We start from the raw sequence: 26,679 nt of genomic DNA on the forward strand, positions 1-26,679 counted from the left end.
TACGGATGCGGCGACTCGACCCAGCAGGCGCCCGCCAGCGTTAGCCATACAGCAGATGTTCGAGCAGTTGTATCCAGTGCACCACGGGCGTGGACGTGCCGCTCTGTAAATGCGCGATACATCCGACATTCGCCGATACGATCATCTGAGGCTCGAGCTTCTCGAGCGTATCGAGTTTCTGGTCGCGCAGTGCGTACGAGAGCTTTGGCTGCAGTACCGAGTACGTTCCAGCCGAGCCGCAGCATAGATGGCTATCGGCGGGAAGATGCACTTCTATGCCCAGCGCCGTCAGCAGGTTCTCAACGTGGCCGCGGATCTGCTGACCATGCTGCAGCGTACACGGCGGATGAAACGCGACGGTATGCACGGCGCGCCGCCTTGCCATCGCGCTCAGTTCATCCTCGTACTGCGGCAGGATCTCGGCCAGGTCTCGCGTCAGCTCCACGATTCGCGCAGCCTTCTCCGCGTAGACCGGGTCATTACGCAGCAAATGCGCGTATTCCTTCACCGTCGCGCCGCAACCGGACGCGTTCATCACGATCGCCTCCACGCCGTTTTCCACGTACGGCCACCACGCGTCGATGTTGTTGCGCACGTCGTCCAGTGCTTCGTCGTTGTAGCCGAGATGCAAGCGGATCGCGCCGCAGCAGCCCGCGTCGGGCGCGCTCAGGATCTGGATGCCCAATGCATCGAACACTCTTGCAGTCGCTATGTTGACGTTCGGCATCATGGCAGGCTGAACGCAGCCGGCGAGCATCAGCATCGTGCGCTCATGCGTGCCGGTTGGCGGTTCGAGCGGCCGTTGCGCAACCGGAATCTTTGTCCGCAAGGCTTTGGGCAATAGTGGCCGGAACTGCTGGCCGAGTTTCATCGCAGGCGTGAAAAGCTTGCTGTTCGGCAGGAAGTTGGCGAGCAGTTTGCGTTGGACGCGCTGGCCAAACGGCCGCTCCACTTTTTCTTCCACCACCTTCCGGCCAATCTCCACCAGCCGTCCATACTGCACGCCCGATGGGCACGTGGTTTCGCAATTGCGGCACGTGAGGCAGCGGTCCAGATGCAGTTGCGTGCTACGCGTGACGGGCGCGCCTTCCAGCATCTGCTTGATCAGATAGATCCGGCCCCGCGGGCCGTCGAGTTCATCGCCCAGTATCTGGTAGGTCGGGCACGTCGCCGTGCAGAATCCGCAATGCACGCACTTGCGCAGGATAGCCTCGGCTTCTTCGCCATCGGCGGTGTCGCGCATGAAGTCGGCGAGGTTGGTTTGCATTGCGTGTGTCTTCGGTTCAGAAGTCGGGGTAGAGGCGGCCGCGATTGAAAATGCTCGCGGGATCGAATGCGGCTTTCAGGCCACGATGAATCTTCATCAGCGGCGCGGGCAAGGGCGTGAAGATGCCCGCGTTGCGGTCATATGCCGCGCCAGATCGGAAGATGGTCGCGTGGCCGCCGGCCTGCTTGGCGCTGATGCGCACGGTTTGCGGATCCGCGTCGGTGATCCACCAGCGTTGCGCGCCGCCCCATTCCATCAGATGCGGGCCGGGAAGATGCATCGGCTCGGCAATCGATGGCAGCGACAGCCGCCACAAAGCCGATTTCGGCGGTATTACCGCGAAGAACGGATCGGATTGCTCCCGCAAACCGCACCAGAAACGCTCAGCTTCCACGGCGTCGACCACCTCGCCGCCCAGCGAGGTCCGCGCCGCTTTCACCGCCGCTTCCGCGCCACCCAGGCGCAACGCGAGCGTGTGGTCGCGCCACGCGCTGCCGGTCAGCGGCAACGGATGGCCGCTCCACTCATTGAGCTTGCGCACGGCGTCCGTGTCGTTCATTTCGAACTTGAGCGTGGCTTCGGCGACAGGTTTCGGCAGCACTTTCACCGATACCTCCAGGATCATCCCCAGCGTGCCTAGCGACCCTGCAAGCAGCCGAGAGACGTCATAGCCCGCCACGTTCTTCACTACCTGACCGCCGAAATGCAGCACGTGGCCCTGGCCGTTCATCACCACGGCGCCGAGCACGAAGTCGCGCGGCGCGCCGGCCGCGGCGCGCCGCGGCCCGGCGAGTCCGGCTGCAATACAGCCGCCGAGCGTGGCGTTTGGCCCGAAGTGCGGCGGTTCGAACGGCAGCATCTGGCCGCATTCGTCCAGCCGCGCTTCGATTTCACTGAGCGGTGTGCCGGCTTTCGCGGTAATCACGAGTTCGGCCGGGTCATATTCGATAATCCCGCGATGCGCCCGCGTATCGACTATCTCGCCTTGCAGCGTCTGCCCGTACCAGTCTTTCGTGCCGCCGCCGCGAATCCGTAGCGGGGTGTTGCTCGCGGTCGCGGCGCGTACGCGCTCGGACCAGCTCGCAACAATGTCTTCCTCTGTCATGGTGTCCCGCGTTTTATGGCTCTTGGGTCAGTGTATCGGCGTGTTCCCGCGCGGCCACTCGTATAAACGTGGATACGTGTACGGGCTTGAACGCCTGGAACCACCGCCGATGCTTCAAAGGGACATCGATGGGATGTCAAAGGGACGCTAAAAGTTACCCGCACGAAACGTTTAGAAGCGCCGCCTAAACACGCAGTTTAAAAGCGCGGAATCTCGGGATGCGGCAGCAAACCGCCGCGAATATGCATTTTCCCGTACTCGGCGCAACGTGCGCGCGTCGGGATGCCTTTGTCGGGATTAAGCAGGCCGGGGGGATCGAAAGCACGTTTTATCGCGTGAAACGTATCGCGTTCTTCGGGCGAAAACTGGACGCACATGGAGTTGATCTTTTCGATACCCACACCATGCTCCCCCGTCACCGTGCCGCCCAGCTCCACGCAGGTTTCCAGGATGTCCGAACCGAATGCCTCGGCCCGGTGCCATTCGTCCAGATCGTTGCCGTTGAACAGGATCAGCGGATGCATGTTGCCGTCACCGGCGTGAAAAACGTTCATGCAACGCAGTGCATACTTTTTTTCCATCTCTTCAATACGCGCCAGCAGCGGCCCGATCTGGCGGCGCGGCACGGTGCCGTCCATGCAGTAATAATCAGGTGAGATACGGCCGGCAGCCGGAAATGCGTTCTTGCGGCCGGACCAAAACTTCAGCCGTTCGGCTTCCGAGCGCGAAATCTGGATGCGGTTGGCGCCGAATTCGCGCAGCACGGCAGTCATCCGCACGATTTCCTCCATGACTTCGTCGTGCGTGCCGTCCGATTCGCACAGCAGGATCGCCTTTGCGTCGAGGTCGTAGCCCGCTTTCACGAACTCTTCCACGGCGCGTGTCGCCGGTTTATCCATCATCTCGAGCCCGGCGGGGATAATGCCGGCCGCGATGATCGCCGCGACCGCGTTGCCGCCTTTGACGACGTCGTCGAAGCTCGCCATGATCACCTGCGCTGTTTGCGGCTTCGGGATCAGCTTGACGGTGATCTCCGTGACGATGGCGAACATGCCTTCGCTGCCGATCAGCACCGCCAGCAGGTCGAGCCCAGGCGCGTCTAAGCCAAGTGAACCGAATTCGAGGATGTCGCCTTCCATCGATACCGCGCGCACTCGCATCACGTTATGGCACGTGAGGCCGTACTTGAGGCAGTGGACGCCGCCGGAGTTCTCGCTGACATTGCCGCCGATCGTGCAGGCAATCTGCGATGACGGATCAGGCGCGTAGTAGAGCCCAAAGGGAGCCGCGGCTTCGGATATGGCGAGATTGCGCACGCCCGGCTGGACAGTTGCGGTCCGCGCATACGGATCGACTTCGACGATCTTGCGAAACCGCGCAAGCGACACCACGATCCCATGGCGGATCGGCATGGCGCCGCCCGACAAGCCCGTGCCCGCGCCACGCGGGACGATAGGTACGTCGAGCCGCGCGCAAATCTGCACGACGCGCTGAACCTGCGCTTCGGTTTCCGGCAGCGCGACCGCAAGCGGCAGCCGCCTGTACGCGGCGAGCCCGTCGCATTCATAAGCAGCCGTGTCTTCCTCGCGATACAGCAGGCAATGCGTCGGCAGCACGGCCATCAACGCCTGAACCACTTCGCGCTGACGCTGCGCCAGCACTTCAGGCGAAAGCTCGGCGGGTGCGTTCATGTCTCCTCCCGGCGGTGTGGGTGCTCTGGAGAATTTCCAAAAAGCAGAGGGTTGATCTTGCACCTGCGCATGGCTGCCGTCGATCGGGCTAATTACGGGGACGGAGCGTGTTTTTTAGTCCGGCGCGTTGTTTGCGCCGGACTCTGCAACAGCCCGACCCTCGTCCGATCACGCGTCGTACGAGAAAATCTTGCCCGGGTTCATCAGGTTTTTCGGGTCGAGCGCATGTTTGATCGAGCGCATGACGCTGATGGCGTCCTCGCCGTGTTCCTCGATCATGAAACCCATCTTGTGCAGCCCGACGCCGTGTTCGCCGGTACACGTTCCGCCCATGCGCAGCGCGCGCTCCACGATGCGGTGGTTGATCCGCTCTGCTTCTTCGAATTCTTCGGGCTTGGCCGGATCGAGCAGCATGGCGACGTGGAAATTGCCATCGCCCACATGGCCGACGATCGGGCAGGGCAGCGTGCTTGCCTTCAGGTCCTGCTCCGTTTCGATCACGCATTCGGCCAGCCGTGAGATCGGCACGCAGACATCCGTGGTCACGGCGCGGCTGCCGGGCTTGAGCTGCAGCATCGCGAAATAGGCGTTGTGACGCGCGTTCCAGAGGCGGCTGCGATCTTCCGGCCGGGTTGCCCATTCGAAATCGGTGCCGTTGTTTTGCGCAACGATTTCCTGCACCGTTTCAGCCTGCTCCTTCACGCTGCTTTGCGTGCCGTGGAATTCGAAGAACAACATGGGCGATTCGCGGAAAGTGAGGTTCGAATGGCGGTTGATCGCACGCACGGCAAGCGAATCCAGGAACTCGACGCGGGCCACCGGCACGCCCATCTGGATGGTCTCGATGGTGGCGCGAACGGCATCGCCCATCGATGGAAAGGCGCACACCGCCGCCGACACCGCTTCCGGCTGCGGATAAAGCCGCACGGTGATTTCGACGATCACGCCGAGCGTGCCTTCCGAGCCGACGAACAAACGCGTGAGGTCGTACCCAGCCGACGATTTGCGCGCCCGGGTGCCAGTCTTGATGACGCGGCCATCGGCTAACACGACCGAGAGGCCCAGGACGTTCTCGCGCATCGTGCCGTAGCGCACGGCATTCGTTCCCGATGCACGCGTAGCCGACATCCCGCCAATGCTCGCATCCGCGCCGGGATCGATCGGGAAAAACAGGCCGGTGTCTTTCAGCGCTTCGTTCAGCTGCTTGCGTGAAATTCCCGGCTGGACGGTGACGGTCAAGTCTTCGGCGTTGATCGACAACACCTGGTTCAAGCCGGACATATCAATTGATACACCTCCCTGAACCGCCAGCAAATGACCTTCAAGCGACGACCCGTTGCCGTACGGAATGACCGGCACATTGTGTTCGGCGCAAAGCCGGACCACCGTCTGGACTTCTTCCGTGCTGGTCACGAAAACGACAGCATCGGGCAGTTGCGGATCGAACGGTGATTCGTCTCGGCCATGGTGCTCGCGGACTGCGGTGGTGGTCGAGAGGCGTTCGGCGAACGTGGTTTTTAGCGCGTCGAGCAAGGCGGCGGGAAAGGTGCGGCGGACGGCGAGCGGTGGGACGGGGTGGTTCACGGCATGTCTCCGGACATCGGTGCAATGGGATGTTGGGATGCACGAAATTTCGCGTCGAAATGCGGAAATCGTGCGTTTTATAGTGTCATTTTACGCCGATAGCCCCGATCAAGCCCGCCTTCGGCCGATGCTCCCACGTTGCCTATAATGAGCGCAGGCGCTGACCGGCGTTCTGGGTTACCTGGAGAACATCATGGGCAATCGCCTGAGCAAGATATCGACGCGTACTGGTGATGACGGCACCACCGGCCTCGGCGACGGCAGCCGCGTGCAGAAGGACGATGCGCGGGTCACGGCCATTGGCGATGTCGATGAACTGAATTCGCAGCTTGGTGTGCTGCTCTGCGAACCGCTTCCGGAAGACGTACGCACCGCATTGTCGGCCATCCAGCACGATCTGTTCGACCTTGGCGGGGAACTCTGCATTCCCGGCCATTCGATGGTCGAGAAGTCGCATCTTGCTCGTATCGATGAATGGATTGCGGAGTACAACGCGACCTTGCCGCCGCTCAAGGAATTCATCCTGCCGGGCGGATCGCGCGCGGCCTCGCTCGCGCATGTCGGGCGAACCGTTTGCCGGCGCGCGGAGCGATCGATTGTCGCGCTCGGCCGCGTGGATAAGATCAACGCGGCGCCGCGGCAGTATGTGAATCGGCTATCCGATTTGCTGTTCGTGCTGGCGCGCGTGTTGAATCGTGTCGATGGCGGAACCGACGTGTTGTGGAATCACGAACGGAAGGTCTAGACGCGTAGAGGGTGTTCGGCACAGGTTCCGCTGCCGGGCAACCCCGGGCACCCTAATGCGTATCGTTATATCCCCTGCGACAAAACGCGCGAATTTGCGCCTCCTTTAAACATGTAAAATAAATGCATCTTTAAAGGAGCGCATTGATGACAGCCTTGACCGCCGACCAGATTGCCCGTGTAAAAGCCACCGCGCCCGTGCTCGCCGAACATGGCGTGACCATCACCCAGCACTTCTACAAGCGGATGTTCATCCATCACCCCGAGTTGAAAAACGTGTTTAACCAGGCGCATCAGCAAAGCGCCAGTCAGCCGCAGGCGTTGGCGCGAGCGGTGTACGCATATGCCGCGAACATCGATAACCTCGGTGCGCTCGGTTCTGCCGTCACGCATATCGCGCACAAGCACGCGAGCCTGAATATCCGGCCGGAGCAATATCCGATCGTCGGAGAAAATCTGCTGGCCGCCATATCCGAAGTCCTGGGAGATGCTGTTGATGAACCCACGCTCGATGCCTGGCGAGCCGCTTACGCGCAACTCGCGGAGATCTTGATAGGGGCGGAAAAAGCGCTTTATGCGCAGGCCGCGTGGAGCGGTTTCCGGCCGTTCGTGGTGTTTCGGCGCGAACAGGAAAGCGACGAGATCACGTCGTTTTATTTGAAGCCATCCGACGGCGGTCCGGTCTGTCATTTCGAGCCGGGCCAGTACGTCAGCGTGAAGCGGTTCGTGAAGGAAATTGGCGTTGACCAGCCGCGTCAATACACGCTCTCCGACGCCCCGAACGGCCAGTGGTTACGCATTTCGGTGAAGCGCGAGCGGGTGCAGGATATGCCGCCCGGATACGTGTCCAATCTCATGCACGACGGGGTGGAAGTCGGCGGGATTGTTGAAGTCAGCGCGCCCATGGGCGAGTTCACGCTCCACCGGAGCAAGACCACGCCGGTTGTATTGATCAGCGGCGGCGTGGGTATTACGCCGATGGTGTCGATGCTCGCTTCGCTGGCCGCGCAGAACAGCACGCGTCGGATATCGTTCATCCACGCTTGCCGCAATGGCCGCACGCATGCATTCGGCCGATGGCTGGACGCGATTGTGGCGAAACATCCGAACGTGTCGCGTACCGTGTTCTATGAAAAGACCCACGCCGATGACCGCCTGGGAACGGATTTCGACTTCGCCGGGCGGCTGGATTTCGCCCGCATAGCCGATAAAACCCTGCTTCCCGACGCCGACTATTATCTCTGCGGCCCCGTGCCCTTCATGCGCGCGCAGCAGGACGCATTGATGGCGGCGGGGGTCTCGAAGGCGCGGGTGCGTGCCGAGATCTATGGTTCGGGCGAGATTGCGTAGGGCGTTGATGTTTTAAAGAGAGGGCCGCCGGACATGGTGGCCCTTATTCCTTATGCCGACGCTCAAGCCAATCAGTTCCCATTCCCTCGCGCCACGCGCCGCTGCTTCACGGCGTCCGACAGCCCTTCCAGCACGTTCAGGCTATCTTCCCAACCGATGCACGCGTCGGTAACGCTCTGCCCGTACGTCAGCTCGCAACCTTCCTTCAGATCCTGCCGTCCAGCAACCAGATTCGACTCCACCATCACGCCGATGATCCGCTCATCGCCGCCCGCGATTTGCTGGCCGATATCGGCGCAAACCGGGATCTGGTTCTCATGCTTCTTCGAACTGTTCGCGTGGCTCGCATCGATCATCAGGCGTGCGGCAAGCCCGGCCTTGCTGATGTCGTTGCATGCGGCGTTCACGCTTTGCGCGTCGTAGTTCGGCGCCTTGCCGCCGCGAAGAATGATGTGGCAGTCCTCGTTGCCCGCCGTCGAGACGATGGCCGAATGGCCGCCCTTCGTCACCGACAGGAAATGGTGCGGTTGCGAGGCTGCCTTGATGGCGTCCACCGCGATCTTCACGTTACCGTCCGTACCATTCTTGAACCCGACCGGGCAGGACAATCCCGACGCCAGCTCGCGATGCACTTGCGATTCCGTCGTCCGCGCACCGATAGCGCCCCAAGAAATCAGGTCGGCGATGTACTGCGGGCTGATCATGTCGAGGTATTCGGTGCCCGCCGGCAGGCCCAGTTCGTTGATTCGCAGCAGCAACTCGCGCGCGGTCCGCAGACCATCGTTGATCTTGAAGCTGTTGTCCATGTACGGGTCGTTGATCAGACCTTTCCAGCCGACCGTCGTACGCGGCTTTTCGAAGTACACCCGCATCACGATTTCGAGCTCGCCAGCAAAGCGCTTGCGCTGCTCGACGAGACGGCCCGCGTATTCCAAAGCCGCTTTGGTGTCATGGATCGAGCACGGTCCAACAATCACGATCAAGCGGTCTTCCATGCCGTGCAGGATGCGATGCATCGACTGGCGCGAGTTGTAGATCAGGTTCGAAACCGGCTCGGCGCAGGCGAACTCACGGATCAGGTGAGCGGGGGGCGTCAGTTCTTTCAATTCGCGGATTCGGACATCGTCGGTGTTGTGCGGGGGCATGCTGGTTCTCCAGGAACTCGTTTTGGTGCTGTGTTCGTTGGTCGTTACGTTCGACAGATCAGGGACAGGGCAAAAAGTCGTCAAAAAAAGTGGGCATAAAAAAACCGCCAGGCTGCGCTGGCGGTTTTTCGGGAAACTTGGGTTCTACACAAACGACTCACCCCTCTCGATCCGCCAGCGGCTTGAGATACCAAAAAAAGTAAAAATAAAACTTGGCGGACATGATGGTTTCGGTCGATTGGTAAAAAATGAACGTCTGGCTTTATACCCTTAAACACGCGAGGTTGGCAAGTTGTTCGCCGCTAGAATGCGGAAAATCCGCGTCGTGCGGGTAGGTTGCGCGCAAAATGTGAGCCAAAGATGCGGTTTTCCCGCGTGGCGCGCTCGCATGTCTCTCAATGCGCGGCGCGGGAAAATCCGGGGACTACACGCTCAAACCGTGCCGCCCACCGTCATCTTTTCGATCCGCAGGGTCGGCTGACCCACGCCTACCGGCACGCTCTGGCCTTCCTTGCCACACACGCCCACGCCGCCGTCGAGCGCCATGTCATTGCCGATCATGGTCACGTACTTCAGCGATTCCGGGCCGCTGCCGATCAGCGTTGCACCCTTCACCGGATACGTGATCTTGCCGTTCTCGATCATGTACGCCTCGGACGCGGAGAATACGAACTTGCCATTAGTGATGTCGACCTGACCTCCGCCAAAATTCACCGCGTACAAGCCGTTTTTCACCGATGCCAGGATTTCACCCGGATCCTTGTCGCCGTTGAGCATGTACGTGTTGGTCATGCGCGGCATGGGCAGGGCGGCATACGATTCGCGCCGCGCGTTGCCCGTTACCGGCATCTTCATCAGGCGAGCGTTCAGCGAATCCTGGATATAGCCCTTGAGAATGCCGTCCTCGATCAAGGTCGTACATTGCGTGGGATTGCCTTCGTCGTCAATATTGAGCGAACCGCGCCGGTTCGGCAGCGTGCCGTCGTCGACAACTGTCACGCCCTTTGCCGCCACCCGCTCGCCCATGCGCCCTGCAAACGCCGACGAGCCCTTGCGGTTGAAGTCACCTTCCAGCCCGTGGCCGATCGCTTCGTGCAGCAACACACCGGGCCAGCCCGGTCCGAGCACGACGGTCATTGCACCGGCAGGAGCAGGACGCGCATCGAGATTTACGAGCGCCGCGTGCACCGCTTGATCGACGTAGTGAGACAGAATTTCGTCAGTGAAATAGCCGTAGTCGTAACGTCCGCCGCCGCCGCCGCTGCCCATTTCGCGACGCCCGTCCTTTTCGGCGATCACCGTGACCGATACCCGCACGAGCGGCCGGATGTCTGCGGCCAGCGCGCCGTCACTACGGGCGACCAGCACGACGTCGTATTCACCCGCGAGGCCGGCCATGACCTGGACGATGCGCGGATCGCGGCCACGCGCCATTTTCTCGACACGTTCGAGCAACTTCACCTTCGCGGTGGCGTCGAGCGACGTGAGCGGATCGGACGGCAGGTAAAGGTCGCGGCCGAATACGCCGGTCAGCGAACTGGCCGACTTGATCTTGTGCTTGCCGCCGCCTGCCTTTGCAATGGCGCGCGTGGCGACCGCCGCCTGACGGATGGATTCCGCCGACAAGTCGTCCGAATACGCAAACGCCGTCCGGTCACCCGACACGGCGCGCACGCCTACACCTTGATCGATGCTGAAGCTGCCTGACTTGACGATGCCTTCCTCCAGGCTCCACGCTTCGCTGCGCGTGGACTGGAAATAGAGATCCGCGTAGTCCACGCGGTGCGTGAAGATCTCCGCCAGCGTGCGCGTAATCGTGGATTCGTCGAGGCCGTAGGGCGTCAGCAGGATCTCTTTCGCGGTGGCGAGATTTCGGATGCCGGGTTCGATGATGTTCATTCGTTGCCTGTGGCGAAGTCTGTGGGGATTAAACGCATTCTAACGTTGGAGTATTTATGCCACACCCTGACCAGATGGAGGGGGGCTCCGAAAAAACAAGCTAACCCAAAACGCGATGCCGGAGAGCCGGAAGGCTTTGGCGGACGGCGGCAATACGCGCAGCATCAATCGCTCCGGCTGCCACGCCCGCGCCTTCTTCCACCACGGCCACGATTTCGCCCCACGGGTCGATCAGCATGCTGTGGCCCCAGGTCCGGCGGCCGTTTTCGTGATTGCCGCCTTGCGCGGCAGCCAGCACGTAGCATTGGTTTTCGACTGCGCGCGCCTTCAGCAGCGTTTCCCAGTGGGCCTTGCCCGTGGTGTACGTGAACGCGGACGGCACGACCATCAACGCGCAATCGCCCATTTTTCTGTAGAGCTCGGGAAAGCGCAGGTCGTAACACACCGACAACCCCACGCGTCCGAATGGCGCATCAAACGTACGCACTTCGCTTCCCGGACAGATCGTGCGGGCTTCGTCGAAGGATTCCGTGCCTTTCTCGAAGTTGAAGAGATGAATCTTGTCGTAACGGGCGACCTGCTTGCCGGTTGGATCGAAGACCAGCGTGGTATTGAGCACGCGCGCCGCTTCAGGCGATTCCAGCGGCAAGGTCCCGCCGATCACCCATACGCGGTGCTCGCGCGCCGCGTCCGCCATGAACGCCTGGATCGGGCCGTGGCCGGGCTTCTCGCGGATCGCGAGCTTGTCAGTGTCCTTCAAACCCATGTAGCAGAAATATTCCGGCAGAAGCACGAGCTGCGCGCCATCGCGCGCGGCTTCGGCAATTAGCCGTCCGGCCTGCGCGATATTGCGTTCGCGATCCGGTGCGCTCACCATTTGCAGCGCGGCTACGCGGAACATCCCGGGAGTGCCTTCGCTTGATTTTTCGCTCATGTCAGCCTGCTAAAAAAGGGGCGCGATGATAACCACGATGGGTGATCGAAATCGCCTGCTGCCAGCCAGTCGGACCTTCGCTGAAACACTATCAAATCGCTCAATTGGGCGCGGCTTCAGCGGGAATTTCGATCTTACCCTGATCGCCTTTCACCCGCTGGATCACGGGTTTCGACCACGAGCCGGTAATGGAATAGTTAATAGTGAACGCTTTTCCAATCGACTTTGATAGCACCAGATCAGCCACCAGCGTGCCGAGCCCGAGCAAAGGATTGATCACGGCCGCGCCTATCGCGACGGCGCCCGCGCTGATCGTCGGGATAACCTTGGCGTGCAGGTCCTGGGTTTCCTTCGGCAGATCGACCAGCCCTTTCAGCTCAACGCGTGCAGGCGCCGTGATCATCGTGAAATCATTGGTGCGGCCGATACCATTTTGAACCGTGCCCGAGCCCGTGATCTTTTCGAACGGCAGCCCCTTGCCGAGCACGTCCTGGAAATTCAGCGTGAGGAAGTGCGCGAGACTTTGCAGGCTGAGCACGCCGAGCAGCTTGGCCGCGCCCGGATTGACCTTGAGAATCTGGCCGTGCTGCAGGTCGACATTCAGTCGGCCGTTGAGCGTGGGCAGGTCGACTGCGGCTGGACTGCCGTCCCAGCCAAACTGGCCTGTCACCGTGCCTTTGCCGTTCTTCAACGTGCGCGGCAAGCCCAGCCGTTCAACCAGCGCACCGGCATCCATGATGTCCAGCTTGAAATCCAGCGCGGTGCGGCGGGGGGCGTTGTCGTCCGCTTCGGCCGGAAAACCCACGGGACCGCTGATCGTGCGCCAGTTGGCCGTGGCCGAAAGTGTCGCGTCCGGGTTGCTCAGGTCGAGCTTGTCCAGATGCCAGACCGGCACGTTGTCTTCCACGTCGTTGTGCGCGTCCACTTCAAGGCGCCCGAGCGGGCGCCCGCGCACCACGAGTTCGTTCACGATCAAATCGATGGACGGCATGTTGGCCGGCGGCTTGCGGATCATCTGTCCGACCAGGTCGGTTTCCTCCTTGCCCGGAATCACGACTTTCGTGAACCGCGCCTGCAACGCCCCCGGACTGCCCTTCGTCGCGCCCGGCGTCCATTCGGCATTGCCCGTGACCTGATCCGACGCAATGTTCGCCTGCCACTTGCGGTCATCGCCCAGATTTGCGCCGATCGCCACATCTTCCCAGCGCCGGTTGAGCAGCTTGATGGTGGCGAAATGCAGCGCGAAACGCTTGGGGATGAACTGCTTCACCACCTGCGATTGAGCTTTCAGGTCCGGTTGCGGCATTGGTCCCAATTCGGTGATCAGCTTGCGCCACGCATCGGCATCGAGTTCATCGATCTCCACCGTCGCCGTCACACCCTGCGCCGGCAGATCGGCTGGTTTGTTCACGCCGACAGCACCACGTTCCACGATCGGCGCTTCCTTGCCGGTCTGCTTGAGCAAGTAATGCGCATTCACCGGCCCGAGCGTGAGTTTCGCGTCGTGTTCCTGCATGGATCCCGCGACCGGCGTGAACGTGAACGCGAAGGGCATGGGCGTGCCCTCGCTCTTGTTGAAGGGCGCCGGGAAGTCCAGGCCGAGGCCGGTCAAGTCGGAGTTGGCCTCGACTTGCGGCAACGCGTTTTTCATCCCGCGCACGCGCAGGTTGTACGGTGCGGTGCCGCTGATGTGCCTGAGAATTTGTGCGGCCTGCGCCTGATCGTGCGCGTTCAGGCTTTGGGCTGCGTCGGCGCCTATGCGGCCATTTACATCCAACGCATAGCTGCCGTCGGGTTTCACGCCACCGGCGCCACGCACATTGCCGCCCAGGAATTTCGCCGTGAGGCCATCGAGCGATGCGGTTTTCTCACCGAAGCGCACCCGCCCCTTAAGATCCGACAGCGGCGGCAACGCACCGTACGCGAGGTCGTTGCCGTTGAACGCGAGCGCCCCTTTGTACCCCACGTGCGGCCGCACGCCGGGCGGCGGCGCGACTCGCGGGATTTCCAGTTGCAACGCGAGCGCGGCGCTACCCGTCGCGTGGATCTTCGTCGACACGTGGTGTGAGAGCGCGCCAAGCGAGCTGTCTTCCACGTAGCGAAGCAAGTCGGTGATCGGGCCGTGCGCGTCGGCGTCGATCAACAGTTTTGATTCGCGATTGCCCAGGTCTTCAATACGTCCCGTCGTCTTGACCACGCTCACGCCGAGATAATGGCCGCGCGAAATATCGAAGCCCAGTTTGTTTTCGGCGAGATGAAACGTCCCGTCAATACCGTCGAATGCCGGCCACACATTCGGTGTGCCGTTCGCCATGGTCCGGGGCGGATAGGGCGTCGGCTCGAACTTGCCGCCCGAGAATGGCGCGACGATGCGGAACTGGCCGGCATCGGGGAAACGCGAATAGGGGAATTTCGTCAGGTCGCCGTGAATTTCGATGGTGGCGTTGCGTGAGATGCCGGCTTGCAGCGCGTGGCCCAGATACAGCCGCAGTTTTTCGCTGATGCTCGTCGGCAGGTAATGCACGAGGCTCGTCACATTCAGGTGCGCGGCTTTTGCCTTGAGATCGAGCGAACCGCGGCCTTCGCCCTCGTTCCTGTAATCTGCCGTCGCGCTCGCTTCGGCGTCCGCGTTCTTGACGTGCAGCGTCTGCACGTGCGCGGTAATCGCCTTGTGCGCCTTGCCCGGCGCGTCGGCGAGGGTCCAGGTCACGCGGCCGTCAATCTGATCGAGCACGAGACGCGGGTTATCGAAGACGCCGGGCAGGGTGATCGCGGTATTTTTCGTATCGATGACCGCGCTGCCATGATCCTGATCAGCGTCAATACTGCCCCACAGGTTTTCCACGCCCGGAATCCCGGCCCGCGGATGGTTGTTGATCGTCAATCCCGGCGGCGGTTCCTGGGCTTGCACGCTCACACCGTGCAGGTCGCCCTTGACCGTGTAGCGCATCGGCGGCTCGGCGCCTGTCTGACGCTGGGCCAGCATCTGGGCGTGGGTCGTCGGCCTGGGCCGCTCGGTTTGCAGCGTGTAATTGGCTATCTGGCCACGCGGGTTGAAGCGGATCAGCTCGTTCTGCAGCTTTGACGGCAACGGCAGCGCGCGCAAGAATTCGCCCAGGATCCCGAGATCGACGACATCGCCCGCCACGCCGAACATTTGCCCGCGCTCCAAGCTCGCCGCGCGGTAATTGCCGGTCAGCGTATGCAAGGCCAACAGGCGAGACACCGGCGTGCCGTCGGCGAGTGGCGGCTGGCCGAGTTCCGCGCGCAGGTTCGCGAGCTGCAACGTGTATTCGTCGTCCTGCTGCGCGAGGTTCCAGTTGAAGTTCGCGATCGGTACGTCGAGACGCGGCTGCGTTGGACGCACGCGCAACGCGATGTCGGAGCCTGTCAGGTCGCCGCCCGCTGATTGCAGCTTGCCGCTCGCGAAGTCGATCCAGATGCGGTTGTCGAAACGTCCGCCGTAGGTCGCAAACGGCATCTTCACGTACTGCGAGAGCATGGGCAGATCGACAGGACCAGTCGACAGATACGCCTGGCCCGTCCAGTTCGCCGGCCGGCCGGGCACGCTGAAGCGGGGCGTCGTGAAGTCCGCTCGGAAGTCGAGCGGACCGTGCAGCAGGTCGCCGTCGGGCGGCGCCTGCAACGCCAGCCGATGATGCGGACCGTCGTTGAGAATGGCGAGCTTGATACGCTTGAGCGCGAGTTCCGGCGCGTCGCGCTCGCCGTCGTGCCAGCGCAGCGTGCCGTCGCGCAGCACGATGGCTTGCTGTCTCAGCAGCCAGGTCATGAAGGCGTCGTTACCCGTGTGTTTCGCCTGGATCGGCACGCCGGCTACGCTGAAGGCCCCGTCGGCGGCGCGCGAGATGATGACGTCGGGGCCATCGACGGTCAGATTCGAGAGCAGCGGGATGGGACCGATCAGCGAGCGCCACGCGACTGTTGCGCTGGCATGCGGAACCGCGAGACCGGGCGTGCCGTCAGCGGCGTCGATCCGGAGATTGTCGATATCGAATGAAGGTTCGAAGCCGGACCACTTCGCCGTGATGCGCCCGATGCGTAACTGCGCATGGATCTTCGACGAGACAATTTGCTCGATGCGCGGCCTGAACGCATCGATCTGGGGAAGCAGGGCGTAACGCAGCGTGAGATAGATGCCGGCGACCGCGAAATAGATCACGGCGACCAGCACCAGAAGGACTTTGAGCGCCCGCGACAAAGCGAGCTCGGCGCGACCACCTGGCTTCACGGGTACAGCTTCAGGTGGGTCGGCGAGTTCCTTTCGGTCGGACATGCTGCGGCGGGTCGGCGATATGGTAGGTTTTCGAGATTTGACGTTGAAATGTAACACAGCGCGCAGTGCAAAAAACTGCGGGAACACGCTACGATGCGGCCGCTAAGCCACGCCGGACGGCGTTCTGCACACCTCGCACCAATTTGCGCAAAAGCCCCGGTGTACTGCCGGACTTGTTTGAGAGCAATGACTGAGCCCGACCTTTCATGACCGACGCCGTTTTGCTGAGTGCCAACGCTTCCCACTATGCCGCGCGCATGTATGCCGCGCGCCCCGAATTGCCGGCGCAAGTGACCGAATGGTCAAAAGCGCCGGTTCGCCGCGCCTGGATAGAAGCGCGGCTGAACGCCCTGTGCGACGGCTGTTCGACGCGCTCGGCCAGCGGCCGGCTTGATGAGGCGGCGCTCAAGACTGCGCTCAGGCGCTTGCGCATCGAGGTCTTCTGCACAGTGATGGAACGCGATCTCGCCGGCCTCGCGCAGGTTGCCGAAGTCACGGGCGCCATGACCGATCTCGCCGAGCTGACCATCCAGCGCGCGCTCGCGGTGTTGTCGGCGGATCTGGAAGTCACGTTCGGCGAGCCGCGCGGGCCTGACGGACAGCGCTTGACGCTGGGTGTGGTGGGAATGGGGAAGCTCGGTGGACGTGAGTTGAACGTGTCGTCGGATATCGATCTGATCTTCGTCTATGAAGAGGACGGCGAGACGGCAGGCGGCGAACGCGCGGCGCTATCGACCCAGGAATATTTTACGCGGCTCGGCCGCAAGCTGATAGGTGCATTGGCCGAGGTGACGGAAGACGGTTATGTCTTTAGAGTCGACATGCGGTTGCGGCCGAACGGCGATGCCGGTCCGATCGCGTGCGGGCTCGGCATGCTCGAAGAGTATTTCTATGTGCAGGGCCGCGAGTGGGAGCGCTACGCGTGGATCAAGGGGCGGCTGGTCTCCGAGGGCGAAAGCGAACCGGCGCAACGCCTGGCAAAGCTGCTCGACGCGCTAGCTAAGCCGTTCATCTACCGGCGCTATCTCGACTACGGCGTGATCAGCGCGATTCGTGCGCTGCATTTGCAGATCAGGCAGGAAGCACAGCGGCGCGCGTCGATGCGACCGGACAAAGCCGACGACATCAAGCTCGGCCGAGGCGGCATTCGGGAGATCGAGTTCAGCGCGCAGGTGTTTCAACTGATCCGTGGCGGCCAGATTGCTGATCTGCGCATTCGTCCGACCTTGTCCGTGCTGAATCGCGCGGCGGCGCACGGGTTGATATCGGCGAAGGTCTGTAGCGAACTCACCGACGCGTACTTGTTCCTGCGTAAGCTCGAGCACCGCTTGCAGTATCGAAACGATGCGCAGACGCACGCCATGCCGGTCGCGCCGGACGACCGCGCGGTGCTTGCCGACGTAATGGGGTTCGCCGATTACCCGGCGTTGACCGATGCGCTGGAAGCGCACCGGGCGCGCGTTGAGCATCAGTTCGACCAGATTTTCGCCGATAAGGTGAAGGGCGACGGCGGTTGCGCGGTCGCGGAAGACTCGGCGGCGTCCTGGGTCTGGAGCAGCGCGCTCGCCGACGACAGCGCCGAGGAACAGTTGGTCGAGCGCATGACCGGACTGGGTTTCACCGACGCCACCGCTGTGCTCACGCGTCTGCGCACCGTGTGGAAATCAACGCGATACGAAGGTTTGCCTGAGCGCAGCCGCGAGCGGTTCGACATCGTCGCCCAACGTGCGCTCGAGGCCGCGAAGGCTGTCGAGCCGCCCGAGCGGCGTGGCGACACCATTGCCCGGCTGTTCGATCTGCTCGAAGCGGTCAGCCGGCGCGGCTCTTATCTCGCGATGCTCACCGAATATCCGGCGGCGCTCGAGCGGGTGTTGTCGGTGCTGGGCGCGTCGCGTTGGGCGGCGGGATATTTGATTCGCCATCCGCAGCTTCTGGATGAATTGCTCGACGATGAAGTGATCGCGAGCCCCTTCGATTGGGCGCAATTTCGCGATTCCTTGCGCGCGCAAATTGCCGCCGCCGATGGCGCCGAGCAACAGATGAACCTGCTGCGCCACGCGCACCAGGCGGAGGTGTTCCGCATTCTGCTGATCGACCTGGGCGGCAAGCTCACGGTTGAGCATGTAAGCGACCTGTTGTCGGCGCTGGCTGATGCCGTGCTCGATGTCACTATTGAAACGGTGTGGTCGCAGTTTGCGAAGCGTCATCGGGACGTGCCGCGTTTTTCTGTGATTGCTTATGGGAAGCTGGGCGGCAAGGAGCTGGGTTATGCCTCGGACCTGGACCTGATCTTCCTGCACGACGACCCAGACGAGGCTGCGGCGGATATCTACGCAACCTTCGCGCGCCGGCTGATCACGTGGCTTACTACAGCAACCGGCGCAGGCACGTTATTCGATATCGATTTGCGGCTGCGCCCGAATGGAGAATCGGGTTTGCTGGTGACGAGCCTGGAATCGTTCCGGCGTTATCAGATTCGCGAGGGCGATGCGGCCAATACGGCGTGGGTCTGGGAACATCAGGCGTTGTCGCGGGCGCGTTATTGTGCCGGCGATGCCGAGATTGGCGAGCGCTTCGAGGAGATTCGCGCCCAGGTTCTGACTATGCCGCGAGATGCCGTTGCGTTGGCGCAGGAGATTGTCGCGATGCGCGAGCGGGTGGATGCCGGGCATCCAAACCGGAGCAAGCTATTCGATTTGAAGCACGACCGCGGCGGGATGGTGGATATCGAGTTCATCGTGCAGTACTGCGTGCTGCTGCATGCGCGCGAAGACGCCGAATTCGTGCGGAATATGGGCAATATTTCGTTGTTGCGGCTGGCCGCGGGGTTCGGGCTGATGAGCGTCGAGGAGGCGGAAACGGTGGCGGCTGCGTATCGGCGGTATCGGAAATTGCAGCACACGCTGAGGCTTGACGGGATGGAGAAGGCGCGGGTCGAGCCGGATGTCGTGGTGGCGGAGAGGGAAGCTGTGACGGGGCTGTGGAAGCGGGTATTTGGGTAGTGGGAGTGGCCCGCCTGGACTCGGTTGGGGGCGCATGCGAACGCCCCTTCTTAGGCCGCCAGCATTTCCTTCGCGTGTTTGCGCGTGGTGGCCGTGATTTCGAGTCCGCCCAGCATGCGTGCGACTTCCTCTACGCGCTTCGACTTATCCAGCGGCGTAACGGTGCTGACCGTCCCGCCCGCTGAGTCTCCGGCTTTCGCCACCTGGAAGTGATGATCGCCACGTGCCGCGACTTGCGGCAAATGCGTGACGCACAACACCTGCCGGTCGCGGCCCAGTTGATGCAGCAGGCGCCCGACTACTTCCGCGACGCCGCCGCCAATTCCGGTATCCACTTCGTCAAAGATCAATGTGGGGGTTGGGCTCGCCGTGCTTGCAATCACCGCCAACGCCAAACTGATCCGCGCGAGTTCGCCGCCAGACGCGACCTTCGCCAAGGGCCTCAAGGTCACGCCCGCATGCCCAGCCACCCGGAATTCGATCTGCTCGAGCCCATTCGCTCCACCCTCTGCAAGCGGCACGAGCGCGACGTCAAAGCTTCCACCCACCATCGATAATTCCTGCATGCCCTTGGTGACTGCCTTGCCAAGCGACTTTGCGGCTTTCCCGCGCGCCTTCGACAACACCGTCGCTTCCGCCAGATAAGCTTCTTTCGCTTTCGTCACGGCGGCGCGCAGTGCATCGAGATCGGCGGCGGCGTCGAGCGCCGCCAGCTGTCTGCGCCGCTCCGCATGCTCTTCGGGTAACGCTTCGGGTTGCATGCGGAACTTGCGTGCGGCCGAATGCAGTTGCTCCATCCGATGCTCGACCTGCGCGAGGCGGTTCGGGTCAAGCTCGAGCCGCTGCGCGTAGTGCGAGAGCGAATACGACGCTTCCTGCAATTGAATTTCGGCGGGTTCGAGCGAAGCCAGCACGTCGGCAAGCGCGGGATCAATATCAACAAGACTGCGCAGCTTCGAGACGATTGCCGCGAGCTGCGTGATCATGGCTTCGTCCGACTCGGACAGCGCGTTCAGCGCACCCTGCACACCGTCGATCAAACTCGCCGAATGCGATAGCCGATGATGCTCGGCGCTCACTTCTTCCCACTCGCCCGGCTGCGGCGCAATTTTGTCGAGTTCGCTCAACTGCCACGCAAGCCGCTCCCGCTCCAGTTGCAACTCGCGATCGCGGTTCTGCGCCAGATCCACAGCATGCGTTGCGTCGCGCCAGACCCGATGTGCTCGCGCTACTTTCTGTGCCGAGTCGAGAAGGCCCGCGTGGGTATCGAAGAGTTCGCGTTGAGCGTCCGGGCGCATCAGCAATTGATGCGCGTGCTGGCCGTGGATGTCGACGAGCATCTCGCTCAGTTCACGCAATTGCACAAGCGTCGCGGGCGTACCGTTGATAAACGCCCGCGAACGTCCGCTTGAATCGACCACGCGGCGCAGCATGACCGTGTCGGCGTCGCCGACAGCCAGCGCGTGCTCATCCAGCCAGCGCGACACCTGCGCGTGGGTCGAAAACTCGGCCGTGATGTCCGCGCGCGCCTCGCCGGTCCGCACGATGCTGGCGTCGGCGCGGGCACCGAGCGTGAGCGCGAGTGCATCGATGAGAATAGACTTGCCGGCGCCGGTTTCGCCTGAAAATACGGTGAAGCCGCGCTCGAACTCGAGGTCAAGCGCGGCGACAATGACGAAGTCGCGAATCGAGAGATGACGGAGCATGGGCGTCTTAGAGTTTCGTGGCGTCTTCGTGCGAGGGATATTCGTTCCAGTGCAGTTTTTTGCGCAGCGTGGCGTAATGGCTATAGCCGACCGGATGCAGTACCGGCACGGTATGGCGCGAACGCCGCACTTCAATGGTGTCGTTCAATTCGACAGCGGTAAACGACTGCATGTCGAAATTCACGTTCACGTCGCGTCCGCCAATAATCTGGATATCGACCTGCGAGTCGTCGGGCAGAACAATTGGACGATTCGACAGCGAATGCGGTGCAATGGGTACGAGTACAAAGCCTTGCAATTGCGGGTGCAGGATGGGTCCGGAAGAGGAGAGCGCGTACGCGGTCGACCCCGTGGGCGTGGCGACAATCAGGCCGTCCGAGCGCTGGTTGTACATGAAACGCCCGTCCACTGACACGCGCAGTTCCGCCATGCCCGAAAAGCCGCTGCGATTCACCACGACGTCATTGAACGCCAGCGCGTGATAGATCGGCCGGCCGTCCCGGACAATGCGCGCTTCCAGCAATGTCCGCTCTTCGCGCTCGAAACTGCCGGCGAGCATTTGCGGCACGAGCTCCTGCATTTCGGCCAGCGTGATGTCAGTGATGAAACCGAGCCGCCCGTGATTGACGCCGATCAGCGGCGTCCGGTACGGCGCGAGCTGCCGCCCAATGCCGAGCATGGTGCCGTCGCCGCCGAGCACGACCGCCACGTCCGCACGCGCGCCAATCTCCGGCGCGGTCAGAGCGGGGTAGTCTGTTACGCCGACGTCATGCGCCGTTTCGGCTTCGAACACGACGTCGAAGCCGCGTTTCAGAATGCACGCGGCGAGCGCCGTCAGCGGCTCCCTGATGCCGGGCGTATTGTTGCGCCCCACGAGCGCAACAGTCTTGAATTGGGTACCAATTTCCATGCCGGCATTACACCATAGGTGAGGATCGAAAAGAACCGCACGCCACGACCGCGGCGCCTACGCGTTGTGTGTATACGCTAAGCCCCGGGCGTGACGGGGAATTGTCGTTAGAATGGTGCGGATCATGAATTAATGACGGGTGAATGACAAAATAACGTCAATCGTCGTCGCACAATTTGCTGCGCTCGCTGTTTCCTTACACGTTGAGCTAAAATTTCCCGATGCTAGACCCACGTGCCCAGACCCTCCTCAAGACGCTGATCGAGCGCTATATCGCCGAAGGTCAGCCGGTCGGTTCCCGCACGCTGTCGCGTTATTCCGGACTCGAGCTCAGCCCGGCCACCATCCGCAACGTCATGTCGGACCTGGAGGACCTCGGGCTGGTGGTGAGCCCGCATACGTCTGCGGGGCGGATTCCCACGCCGCGTGGCTACCGGCTCTTCGTGGACACCATGCTCACCGTCGAAACTACTGACGACGAAGCCATGACGTCCGCCGTCAAGATCAAGCTGCAGGGCGGCGAGCCGGCGAAGATTGTGGCCGCCGCGGCGAGCGTGCTGTCGAGCCTGTCGCAGTTCGCCGGCGTCATTCTCACGCCGCGCCGCAGCCACATGTTCAAGCAGATCGAGTTCATGCGCCTGTCTGATAAACGCATCCTGCTGATCATAGTGACGCCGGAAGGCGACGTGCAGAACCGCATCATGGCGACCCAGCGTGACTATTCGCCGTCGCAGCTCACCGAGGCGTCGAACTATATCAACGCGAATTTCGCGGGGTTGTCCTTCAACGAAGTACGCCGCCGACTGCGCGAGGAAATCGACGCGCTGCGCGGCGACATGACCTCGCTGATGCAGGCAGCGGTGGCCGCGAGCGTCGACGAAACGGATCAAGGCGACACCCTGCTGATTTCCGGCGAGCGCAATCTGCTGGAAGTGGCGGATCTTTCCTCCGACATGGCGCGGCTGCGCAAGCTCTTCGACGTGTTCGACCAAAAGACGAGTCTCCTTCAATTACTCGATGTCTCGAGCCACGCGCAAGGCGTGCAGATTTTTATCGGCGGCGAGTCGAATCTCGTGCCGATCGAGGAAATGAGCGTGGTAACCGCGCCCTATGAAGTGAACGGAAAGATTGTGGGCACGCTGGGCGTGATCGGACCCACGCGGATGGCGTACAACCGCGTGATTCCTATTGTTGATATCACAGCGCGCTTGCTCTCCCTTTCGCTCAGTAGCCAGCAATAGGCCCGTAGAAGCGGCTGCCAATAAGCCGCTCGAAATGAGGCAAATGAGGCCAATGAGCCCATAAGCCCGATAAGCCGTCCGCCGGTCCGGCCCGCAAAATGCTGTGAACTCCCGGCAGACAAGCCATCTTGCCTTGCGCCAGCCCCGTGCACCACTCGGCCGTTCGGTCGATGTTGCGTTCCGAAACCCGCCGCTATAATGGGTTTCACTTACTTACATGGGCTTCGCAGCCTCTTTCCTTTATGCGCTACGACCTCGAGTTGCCTTCGCAGCCTTCCGCTTCGCATCGCGTCGCGGTGCTGCTGATCAACCTCGGCACGCCGGACGCACCTACGCCCAAGGCAGTGCGCAAGTACCTCGCGCAGTTTTTGTCGGACCCGCGCGTGGTGGAAATTCCTGCGCTCGCATGGCAAGTAATTCTGCGGCTGGCAATCCTGCCGTTCCGCGGCCGGGCGTCAGCGAAGAAATATGCCCAGGTATGGCTGCCCGAAGGATCGCCGCTGCGGGTCTATACGGAAAAGCAGGTTGAGGGGTTGCGGCGCTTATTCATGGTGAACGACTATCACGTGATCGTGGACTACGCCATGCGCTACGGCACGCCCGGCATTCCGGCCATGATGAATCAACTCAAGCTGGAAGGCGCCGAGCGCGTGCTGCTGGTGCCCATGTATCCGCAATACTCGTCGTCGACCACGGCCACCGCGTTCGACGACGCATTCAACGCCTTGCGGCGCGTGCGCAATCAGCCAGAACTGCGCACTATCCGCCAATACGCCGATCATCCGGCCTATATTGGGGCGCTGGTCGAGCAGGTACGCGACTATTGGCGGCATCATGGTCAGCCGGACTTTGCGGCGGGCGACCGGCTGGTGCTGAGTTTCCACGGCGTGCCAAAGCGCACCATGGATCTTGGCGATCCATATCATGATCAGTGTCAACAGACCGGCTCGTTGCTCATGGCGGCGCTCGGGCTGTCGCCAGTCGAATGCCGAGTGACGTTCCAGTCGCGTTTTGGGCCGTCGGAATGGCTGCAGCCTTATACCGCGCCCACGCTCACTGAACTGGGTGCAGCGGGGGCGAAACGGGTGGACGTGTTCTGTCCGGGTTTTACGTCAGATTGCCTGGAAACCATCGAGGAAATCGGCATTGAAGTGCGCGATGAATTCCTGCACGCGGGCGGCAAGGAGTTTCACCGTATTCCTTGTCTGAACGCATCGCCGGCCTGGATCAAGGCGCTGGGCGAAATTGTCGCGCAGCACCTGCAGGGCTGGCCGGTGCAGGCGCCGCAAACGCTGAGCGCAGCCGCATAAACCGAGCTAATGAACTACCAGATCTCAACCGACTCCGGCGCGCGCCTTCGTATCGATAAATGGCTGTGGGCAGCGCGCTTTTTCAAAACCCGCTCGCTGGCGAGCGACGCCGTCGAGAAGGGCCGCGTGCGAATTGGCGGCGCGAATGTGAAGCCGTCCAAGGATGTGCGCGTTGGCGATCTCGTGGAAATCGAGATTGAACACGTGCTTTGGCAAGTGAATGTGCTGGGAATTTGTGAAGTTCGCGGCCCGGCGCCCATTGCACAGACGCTTTATGCCGAAACGGACACTGGACGGGAAAAACGCGTGGCGGAGAATGAGCGGAGGAAGACGTATCGTGAACCGGCAGCCGCATTGCAGGGTCGCCCGACGAAGCGCGACCGCCGCATCATCGACAAACTTTCAGGCTCGGACTGAAAAAGTGTTCCATGGTGGCCGACACGCCGCCGTACTCTGTAGTGTGTTCGTTGACCGCGCCGGACATGCAAATGGTCGTGGTGCCGCCAACTAGTACCAATGCGACGATCGCAATAGCAAAGGTCAGTTTCATGGGCACCCCCTGTAACAACGCAACAGCTCTGAAAAACGGGCGCTAGAGCTGACTTGAAGCAAGCTTTAGCGATTAAAAGACTTGGATTCGGGCATTCGTAAGATTAGGGTTAACTAGAGCTTCCGAAGACATGTTCGAAGTGTAGGCGAGCAAGTCGACCGGCTCAATCTGAATCTGATGACAGGCCCAAAATGGTTGTAACCGGTCATTTCCGCAGCCTAGAAACGGCGCCGGAAAGCGCGTGCAACCCCTTGAAAACGCTCATCTGAGCCTCAGATGTGCTTCTTAGGACGAGCAAAGGATGTACCTCGCTTTAGTCGCACTGTCCGCGTTTCGGGCAGTTGTGTTTTTGCAACGTTGAGTTGGCGGTTATCATCGGCAGCTTTTCGATGGGCCGAAACCGCAACGTTGCGTTCGATTTCATCCGTTTTCACCCATAGCAAAATCTCAAGCGACATGGAAAACACGCAAGACAATTCCGGGACCCAGAACCCCTCGTCCGCCGACAATACCGCGGCGGCTCAAACTATCCAGCAACCCGGTGCGCCGGACGGGACTTCCTCCCCGGAAACCGTGGACGCAAACGAAACCGAGGCATTGCTCGCTGAAGCGCAAGCGAAGGCAGCATCGTTGCAAGAAGAGTTCTTGCGTGCGAAGGCCGAGACCGAGAATGTGCGGCGCCGGGCGCAGGAAGATGTGCAGAAGGCGCATAAATTCGCGATCGAGAATTTCGCGGAGAACCTGCTGCCGGTGCTCGACAGCCTGGAAGCCGCGCTGACGCATTCGTCCACCGACCTGGCAAAAGTTCGCGAAGGCGTTGAGTTGACGCTGCGTCAACTGACCGCCGCGCTCGAAAAAGGCCGTGTGGTCGAGGTGAATCCTGTAGGCGAGAAGTTCGATCCGCACCGCCATCAGGCTATTTCCATGGTGCCGGCCGAACAGGACGCGAACACGGTGGTGTCGGTGCTGCAAAAGGGCTATGTGATTGCGGACCGCGTTTTGCGCCCGGCGCTCGTCACGGTCGCCGCGCCGAAATAAGCGTTTCGGCTAAAGACGCTGCTGTCATGGCCAATATCCCTGTCGACGCCAGCGCGTTTGCGGCGTTCGACATGCAGGAATTGAGCGCCGAGACGTTCGACGCCGGTCTCAGGTCGGCGGGGGACGAATTGGCCGTCGTATTTTTCTGGGGTTTCGAGTGCTTCAACTGCGAAATCGCGAAGAAGGCGATGCTCGCAAAACCGGACGAGATCCGGGCGCTCGGGTTGAAGTGGTTTCAGAGCAACGTCTACGAGCATCGCGATCTCGGCCGCCGTTTCATGCTGCATGGCGTGCCAACGTGGTTTTTCTTCTACCGCGGCAAGCGTCTCGGACGAGCCACCGGCTGGCACGGGCTCGGCCAGTTCGGAGCCGCTGTTGCAGCCGCCCGGGAGAAAATCCGGGCGCTCGAAGTGAAGGCTTGAGCTGCAAGTCCCAAGAAAAGTTTCAGATCGGCTGAAAAAAAGCGGGAAAGCATTAGTTTTTGGTCTTGAAAACGATGCGAACGCTCTTATTTGGCGTACAGGGTTAAATTTTGGGCATCCGGCTAGCGAATTCGACCGTCAACCACGCCGAAAACGCGAAAACGGACCTGCTGCAATCAAAGTCAGGAGAGTGATAAAAATGGGCAGAATCATTGGTATCGATCTGGGCACGACGAACTCGTGCGTCGCGATCATGGAAGGCAACACGGTCAAGGTGATTGAGAACGCGGAAGGCACGCGCACCACGCCGTCGATCATTGCTTATGTGGACGACAACGAAATTCTCGTCGGCGCGCCGGCGAAGCGTCAGTCGGTCACGAACCCGAAGAACACGTTGTACGCAGTCAAACGGCTGATCGGTCGCCGGTTCGACGAAAAAGAAGTGCAAAAGGACATCGCGTTGATGCCTTACAAGATCGTGCGCGCC

22 protein-coding genes are annotated in these 26,679 nt (G+C 61.5%); 10 read left to right on the forward strand and 12 right to left on the reverse strand.

Translation table 11 applies throughout. The features are described from left to right. Positions 1-40: 40 nt before the first annotated feature. The 4 genes from glcF to BSU04_RS43020 all read right to left on the reverse strand — a co-directional run bounded on the left by glcF (position 41) and on the right by BSU04_RS43020 (position 5,647). Positions 41-1,267 carry a glycolate oxidase subunit GlcF gene (glcF, locus tag BSU04_RS43005; protein ID WP_089166265.1) on the reverse strand — a complete coding sequence of 409 codons (1,227 nt, stop codon included), beginning with the start codon at positions 1,265-1,267 and terminating at the stop codon, positions 41-43. 16 nt (positions 1,268-1,283) lie between these two features. Beyond that, positions 1,284-2,372, reverse strand: coding sequence for a glycolate oxidase subunit GlcE (glcE, locus tag BSU04_RS43010; RefSeq protein WP_089166266.1), 1,089 nt, complete (start codon positions 2,370-2,372; stop codon positions 1,284-1,286). A 197-nt stretch (positions 2,373-2,569) separates the two neighbouring features. Continuing rightward, the gene (locus tag BSU04_RS43015) at positions 2,570-4,063 is read right to left on the reverse strand and encodes an FAD-linked oxidase C-terminal domain-containing protein (protein WP_089166267.1); all 1,494 of its coding nucleotides are present in this window, start codon (positions 4,061-4,063) and stop codon (positions 2,570-2,572) included. A 168-nt stretch (positions 4,064-4,231) separates the two neighbouring features. Next, complete coding sequence (locus tag BSU04_RS43020) at positions 4,232-5,647, reverse strand: FAD-binding oxidoreductase (protein ID WP_089166268.1); 1,416 nt, start codon at positions 5,645-5,647, stop codon at positions 4,232-4,234. Between the two features lie 193 nt (positions 5,648-5,840). Between BSU04_RS43020 and BSU04_RS43025 the strand changes: the two genes are divergently transcribed. Further along, positions 5,841-6,392, forward strand: coding sequence for a cob(I)yrinic acid a,c-diamide adenosyltransferase (locus BSU04_RS43025; protein WP_089166269.1), 552 nt, complete (start codon positions 5,841-5,843; stop codon positions 6,390-6,392). A gap of 146 nt (positions 6,393-6,538) precedes the next feature. Continuing rightward, entirely contained in the window at positions 6,539-7,741 is a 1,203-nt protein-coding gene (gene hmpA, locus BSU04_RS43030; protein WP_089166270.1) for an NO-inducible flavohemoprotein, read from the forward strand. A 71-nt stretch (positions 7,742-7,812) separates the two neighbouring features. Here the strand turns inward: hmpA and aroG are convergent, their stop codons facing one another. After that, positions 7,813-8,886, reverse strand: a complete 1,074-nt coding sequence (aroG, locus tag BSU04_RS43035) for a 3-deoxy-7-phosphoheptulonate synthase AroG (RefSeq protein WP_089166271.1) — start codon at positions 8,884-8,886, stop codon at positions 7,813-7,815. Here aroG and BSU04_RS46120 point away from each other — a divergent pair. Then, positions 8,885-9,160 (forward strand): hypothetical protein, encoded by a 276-nt coding sequence (locus tag BSU04_RS46120; protein ID WP_256983911.1) that lies wholly within the window; start codon positions 8,885-8,887, stop codon positions 9,158-9,160. The genes aroG and BSU04_RS46120 overlap by 2 nt on opposite strands. A gap of 158 nt (positions 9,161-9,318) precedes the next feature. Here BSU04_RS46120 and tldD read toward each other — a convergent pair whose 3' ends face one another. From tldD to BSU04_RS43050, 3 genes are all read right to left on the reverse strand, one after another. Beyond that, on the reverse strand, positions 9,319-10,785 hold the full coding sequence (tldD, locus tag BSU04_RS43040; protein WP_089166272.1) for a metalloprotease TldD: 1,467 nt from the start codon (positions 10,783-10,785) through the stop codon (positions 9,319-9,321). A gap of 100 nt (positions 10,786-10,885) precedes the next feature. Then, entirely contained in the window at positions 10,886-11,719 is an 834-nt protein-coding gene (locus tag BSU04_RS43045) for a carbon-nitrogen hydrolase family protein (RefSeq protein WP_089166273.1), read from the reverse strand. A 100-nt stretch (positions 11,720-11,819) separates the two neighbouring features. After that, positions 11,820-16,013, reverse strand: coding sequence for a YhdP family phospholipid transporter (locus tag BSU04_RS43050; RefSeq protein WP_089166274.1), 4,194 nt, complete (start codon positions 16,011-16,013; stop codon positions 11,820-11,822). Positions 16,014-16,219: 206 nt separating this feature from the next. On the opposite strand from BSU04_RS43050, the gene glnE reads away from it, so the two are divergent. After that, positions 16,220-19,015: a bifunctional [glutamate--ammonia ligase]-adenylyl-L-tyrosine phosphorylase/[glutamate--ammonia-ligase] adenylyltransferase gene (gene glnE / locus BSU04_RS43055; protein WP_089166275.1), complete on the forward strand. Its 2,796-nt coding sequence runs from the start codon at positions 16,220-16,222 to the stop codon at positions 19,013-19,015. 50 nt (positions 19,016-19,065) lie between these two features. Here the strand turns inward: glnE and recN are convergent, their stop codons facing one another. Together recN and BSU04_RS43065 are read right to left on the reverse strand one after the other, a co-directional pair. Further along, positions 19,066-20,721, reverse strand: a complete 1,656-nt coding sequence (recN, locus tag BSU04_RS43060) for a DNA repair protein RecN (RefSeq protein ID WP_089166276.1) — start codon at positions 20,719-20,721, stop codon at positions 19,066-19,068. Between the two features lie 7 nt (positions 20,722-20,728). Next, complete coding sequence (locus BSU04_RS43065) at positions 20,729-21,631, reverse strand: NAD kinase (RefSeq protein ID WP_089166277.1); 903 nt, start codon at positions 21,629-21,631, stop codon at positions 20,729-20,731. 221 nt (positions 21,632-21,852) lie between these two features. Here BSU04_RS43065 and hrcA point away from each other — a divergent pair, with 221 nt between their 5' ends. The 3 genes from hrcA to BSU04_RS43080 all read left to right on the forward strand — a co-directional run bounded on the left by hrcA (position 21,853) and on the right by BSU04_RS43080 (position 24,599). Then, on the forward strand, positions 21,853-22,872 hold the full coding sequence (gene hrcA / locus BSU04_RS43070) for a heat-inducible transcriptional repressor HrcA (protein WP_089166278.1): 1,020 nt from the start codon (positions 21,853-21,855) through the stop codon (positions 22,870-22,872). Positions 22,873-23,114: 242 nt separating this feature from the next. Next, a complete protein-coding gene (gene hemH, locus BSU04_RS43075) occupies positions 23,115-24,182 on the forward strand; it encodes a ferrochelatase (RefSeq protein ID WP_089166279.1) in 1,068 nt (355 codons plus the stop codon). Positions 24,183-24,191: 9 nt separating this feature from the next. Continuing rightward, positions 24,192-24,599 carry an RNA-binding S4 domain-containing protein gene (locus tag BSU04_RS43080; protein WP_089166280.1) on the forward strand — a complete coding sequence of 136 codons (408 nt, stop codon included), beginning with the start codon at positions 24,192-24,194 and terminating at the stop codon, positions 24,597-24,599. Here the strand turns inward: BSU04_RS43080 and BSU04_RS46965 are convergent. Next, positions 24,571-24,732 (reverse strand): hypothetical protein, encoded by a 162-nt coding sequence (locus tag BSU04_RS46965; protein ID WP_179258629.1) that lies wholly within the window; start codon positions 24,730-24,732, stop codon positions 24,571-24,573. The genes BSU04_RS43080 and BSU04_RS46965 overlap by 29 nt on opposite strands. Positions 24,733-25,004: 272 nt before the next feature. Further along, positions 25,005-25,190: a hypothetical protein gene (locus tag BSU04_RS46125; protein ID WP_144021531.1), complete on the reverse strand. Its 186-nt coding sequence runs from the start codon at positions 25,188-25,190 to the stop codon at positions 25,005-25,007. Here BSU04_RS46125 and grpE point away from each other — a divergent pair. The 3 genes from grpE to BSU04_RS43095 all read left to right on the forward strand — a co-directional run. Next, complete coding sequence (gene grpE, locus BSU04_RS43085; RefSeq protein ID WP_089166281.1) at positions 25,189-25,770, forward strand: nucleotide exchange factor GrpE; 582 nt, start codon at positions 25,189-25,191, stop codon at positions 25,768-25,770. The two genes, BSU04_RS46125 and grpE, sit on opposite strands and share 2 nt — an antisense overlap. 26 nt (positions 25,771-25,796) lie before the next feature. Continuing rightward, positions 25,797-26,192, forward strand: a complete 396-nt coding sequence (locus BSU04_RS43090; protein ID WP_089166282.1) for a thiol reductase thioredoxin — start codon at positions 25,797-25,799, stop codon at positions 26,190-26,192. Between the two features lie 199 nt (positions 26,193-26,391). Then, positions 26,392-26,679, forward strand: a 288-nt coding sequence (locus BSU04_RS43095; protein ID WP_179258630.1) for an Hsp70 family protein, incomplete at its 3' end; no start/stop codon positions are given.

This window comes from Caballeronia sordidicola, from assembly GCF_002220365.1.
GTDB classification, from domain to species: Bacteria; Pseudomonadota; Gammaproteobacteria; order Burkholderiales; family Burkholderiaceae; genus Caballeronia; species Caballeronia sordidicola_C.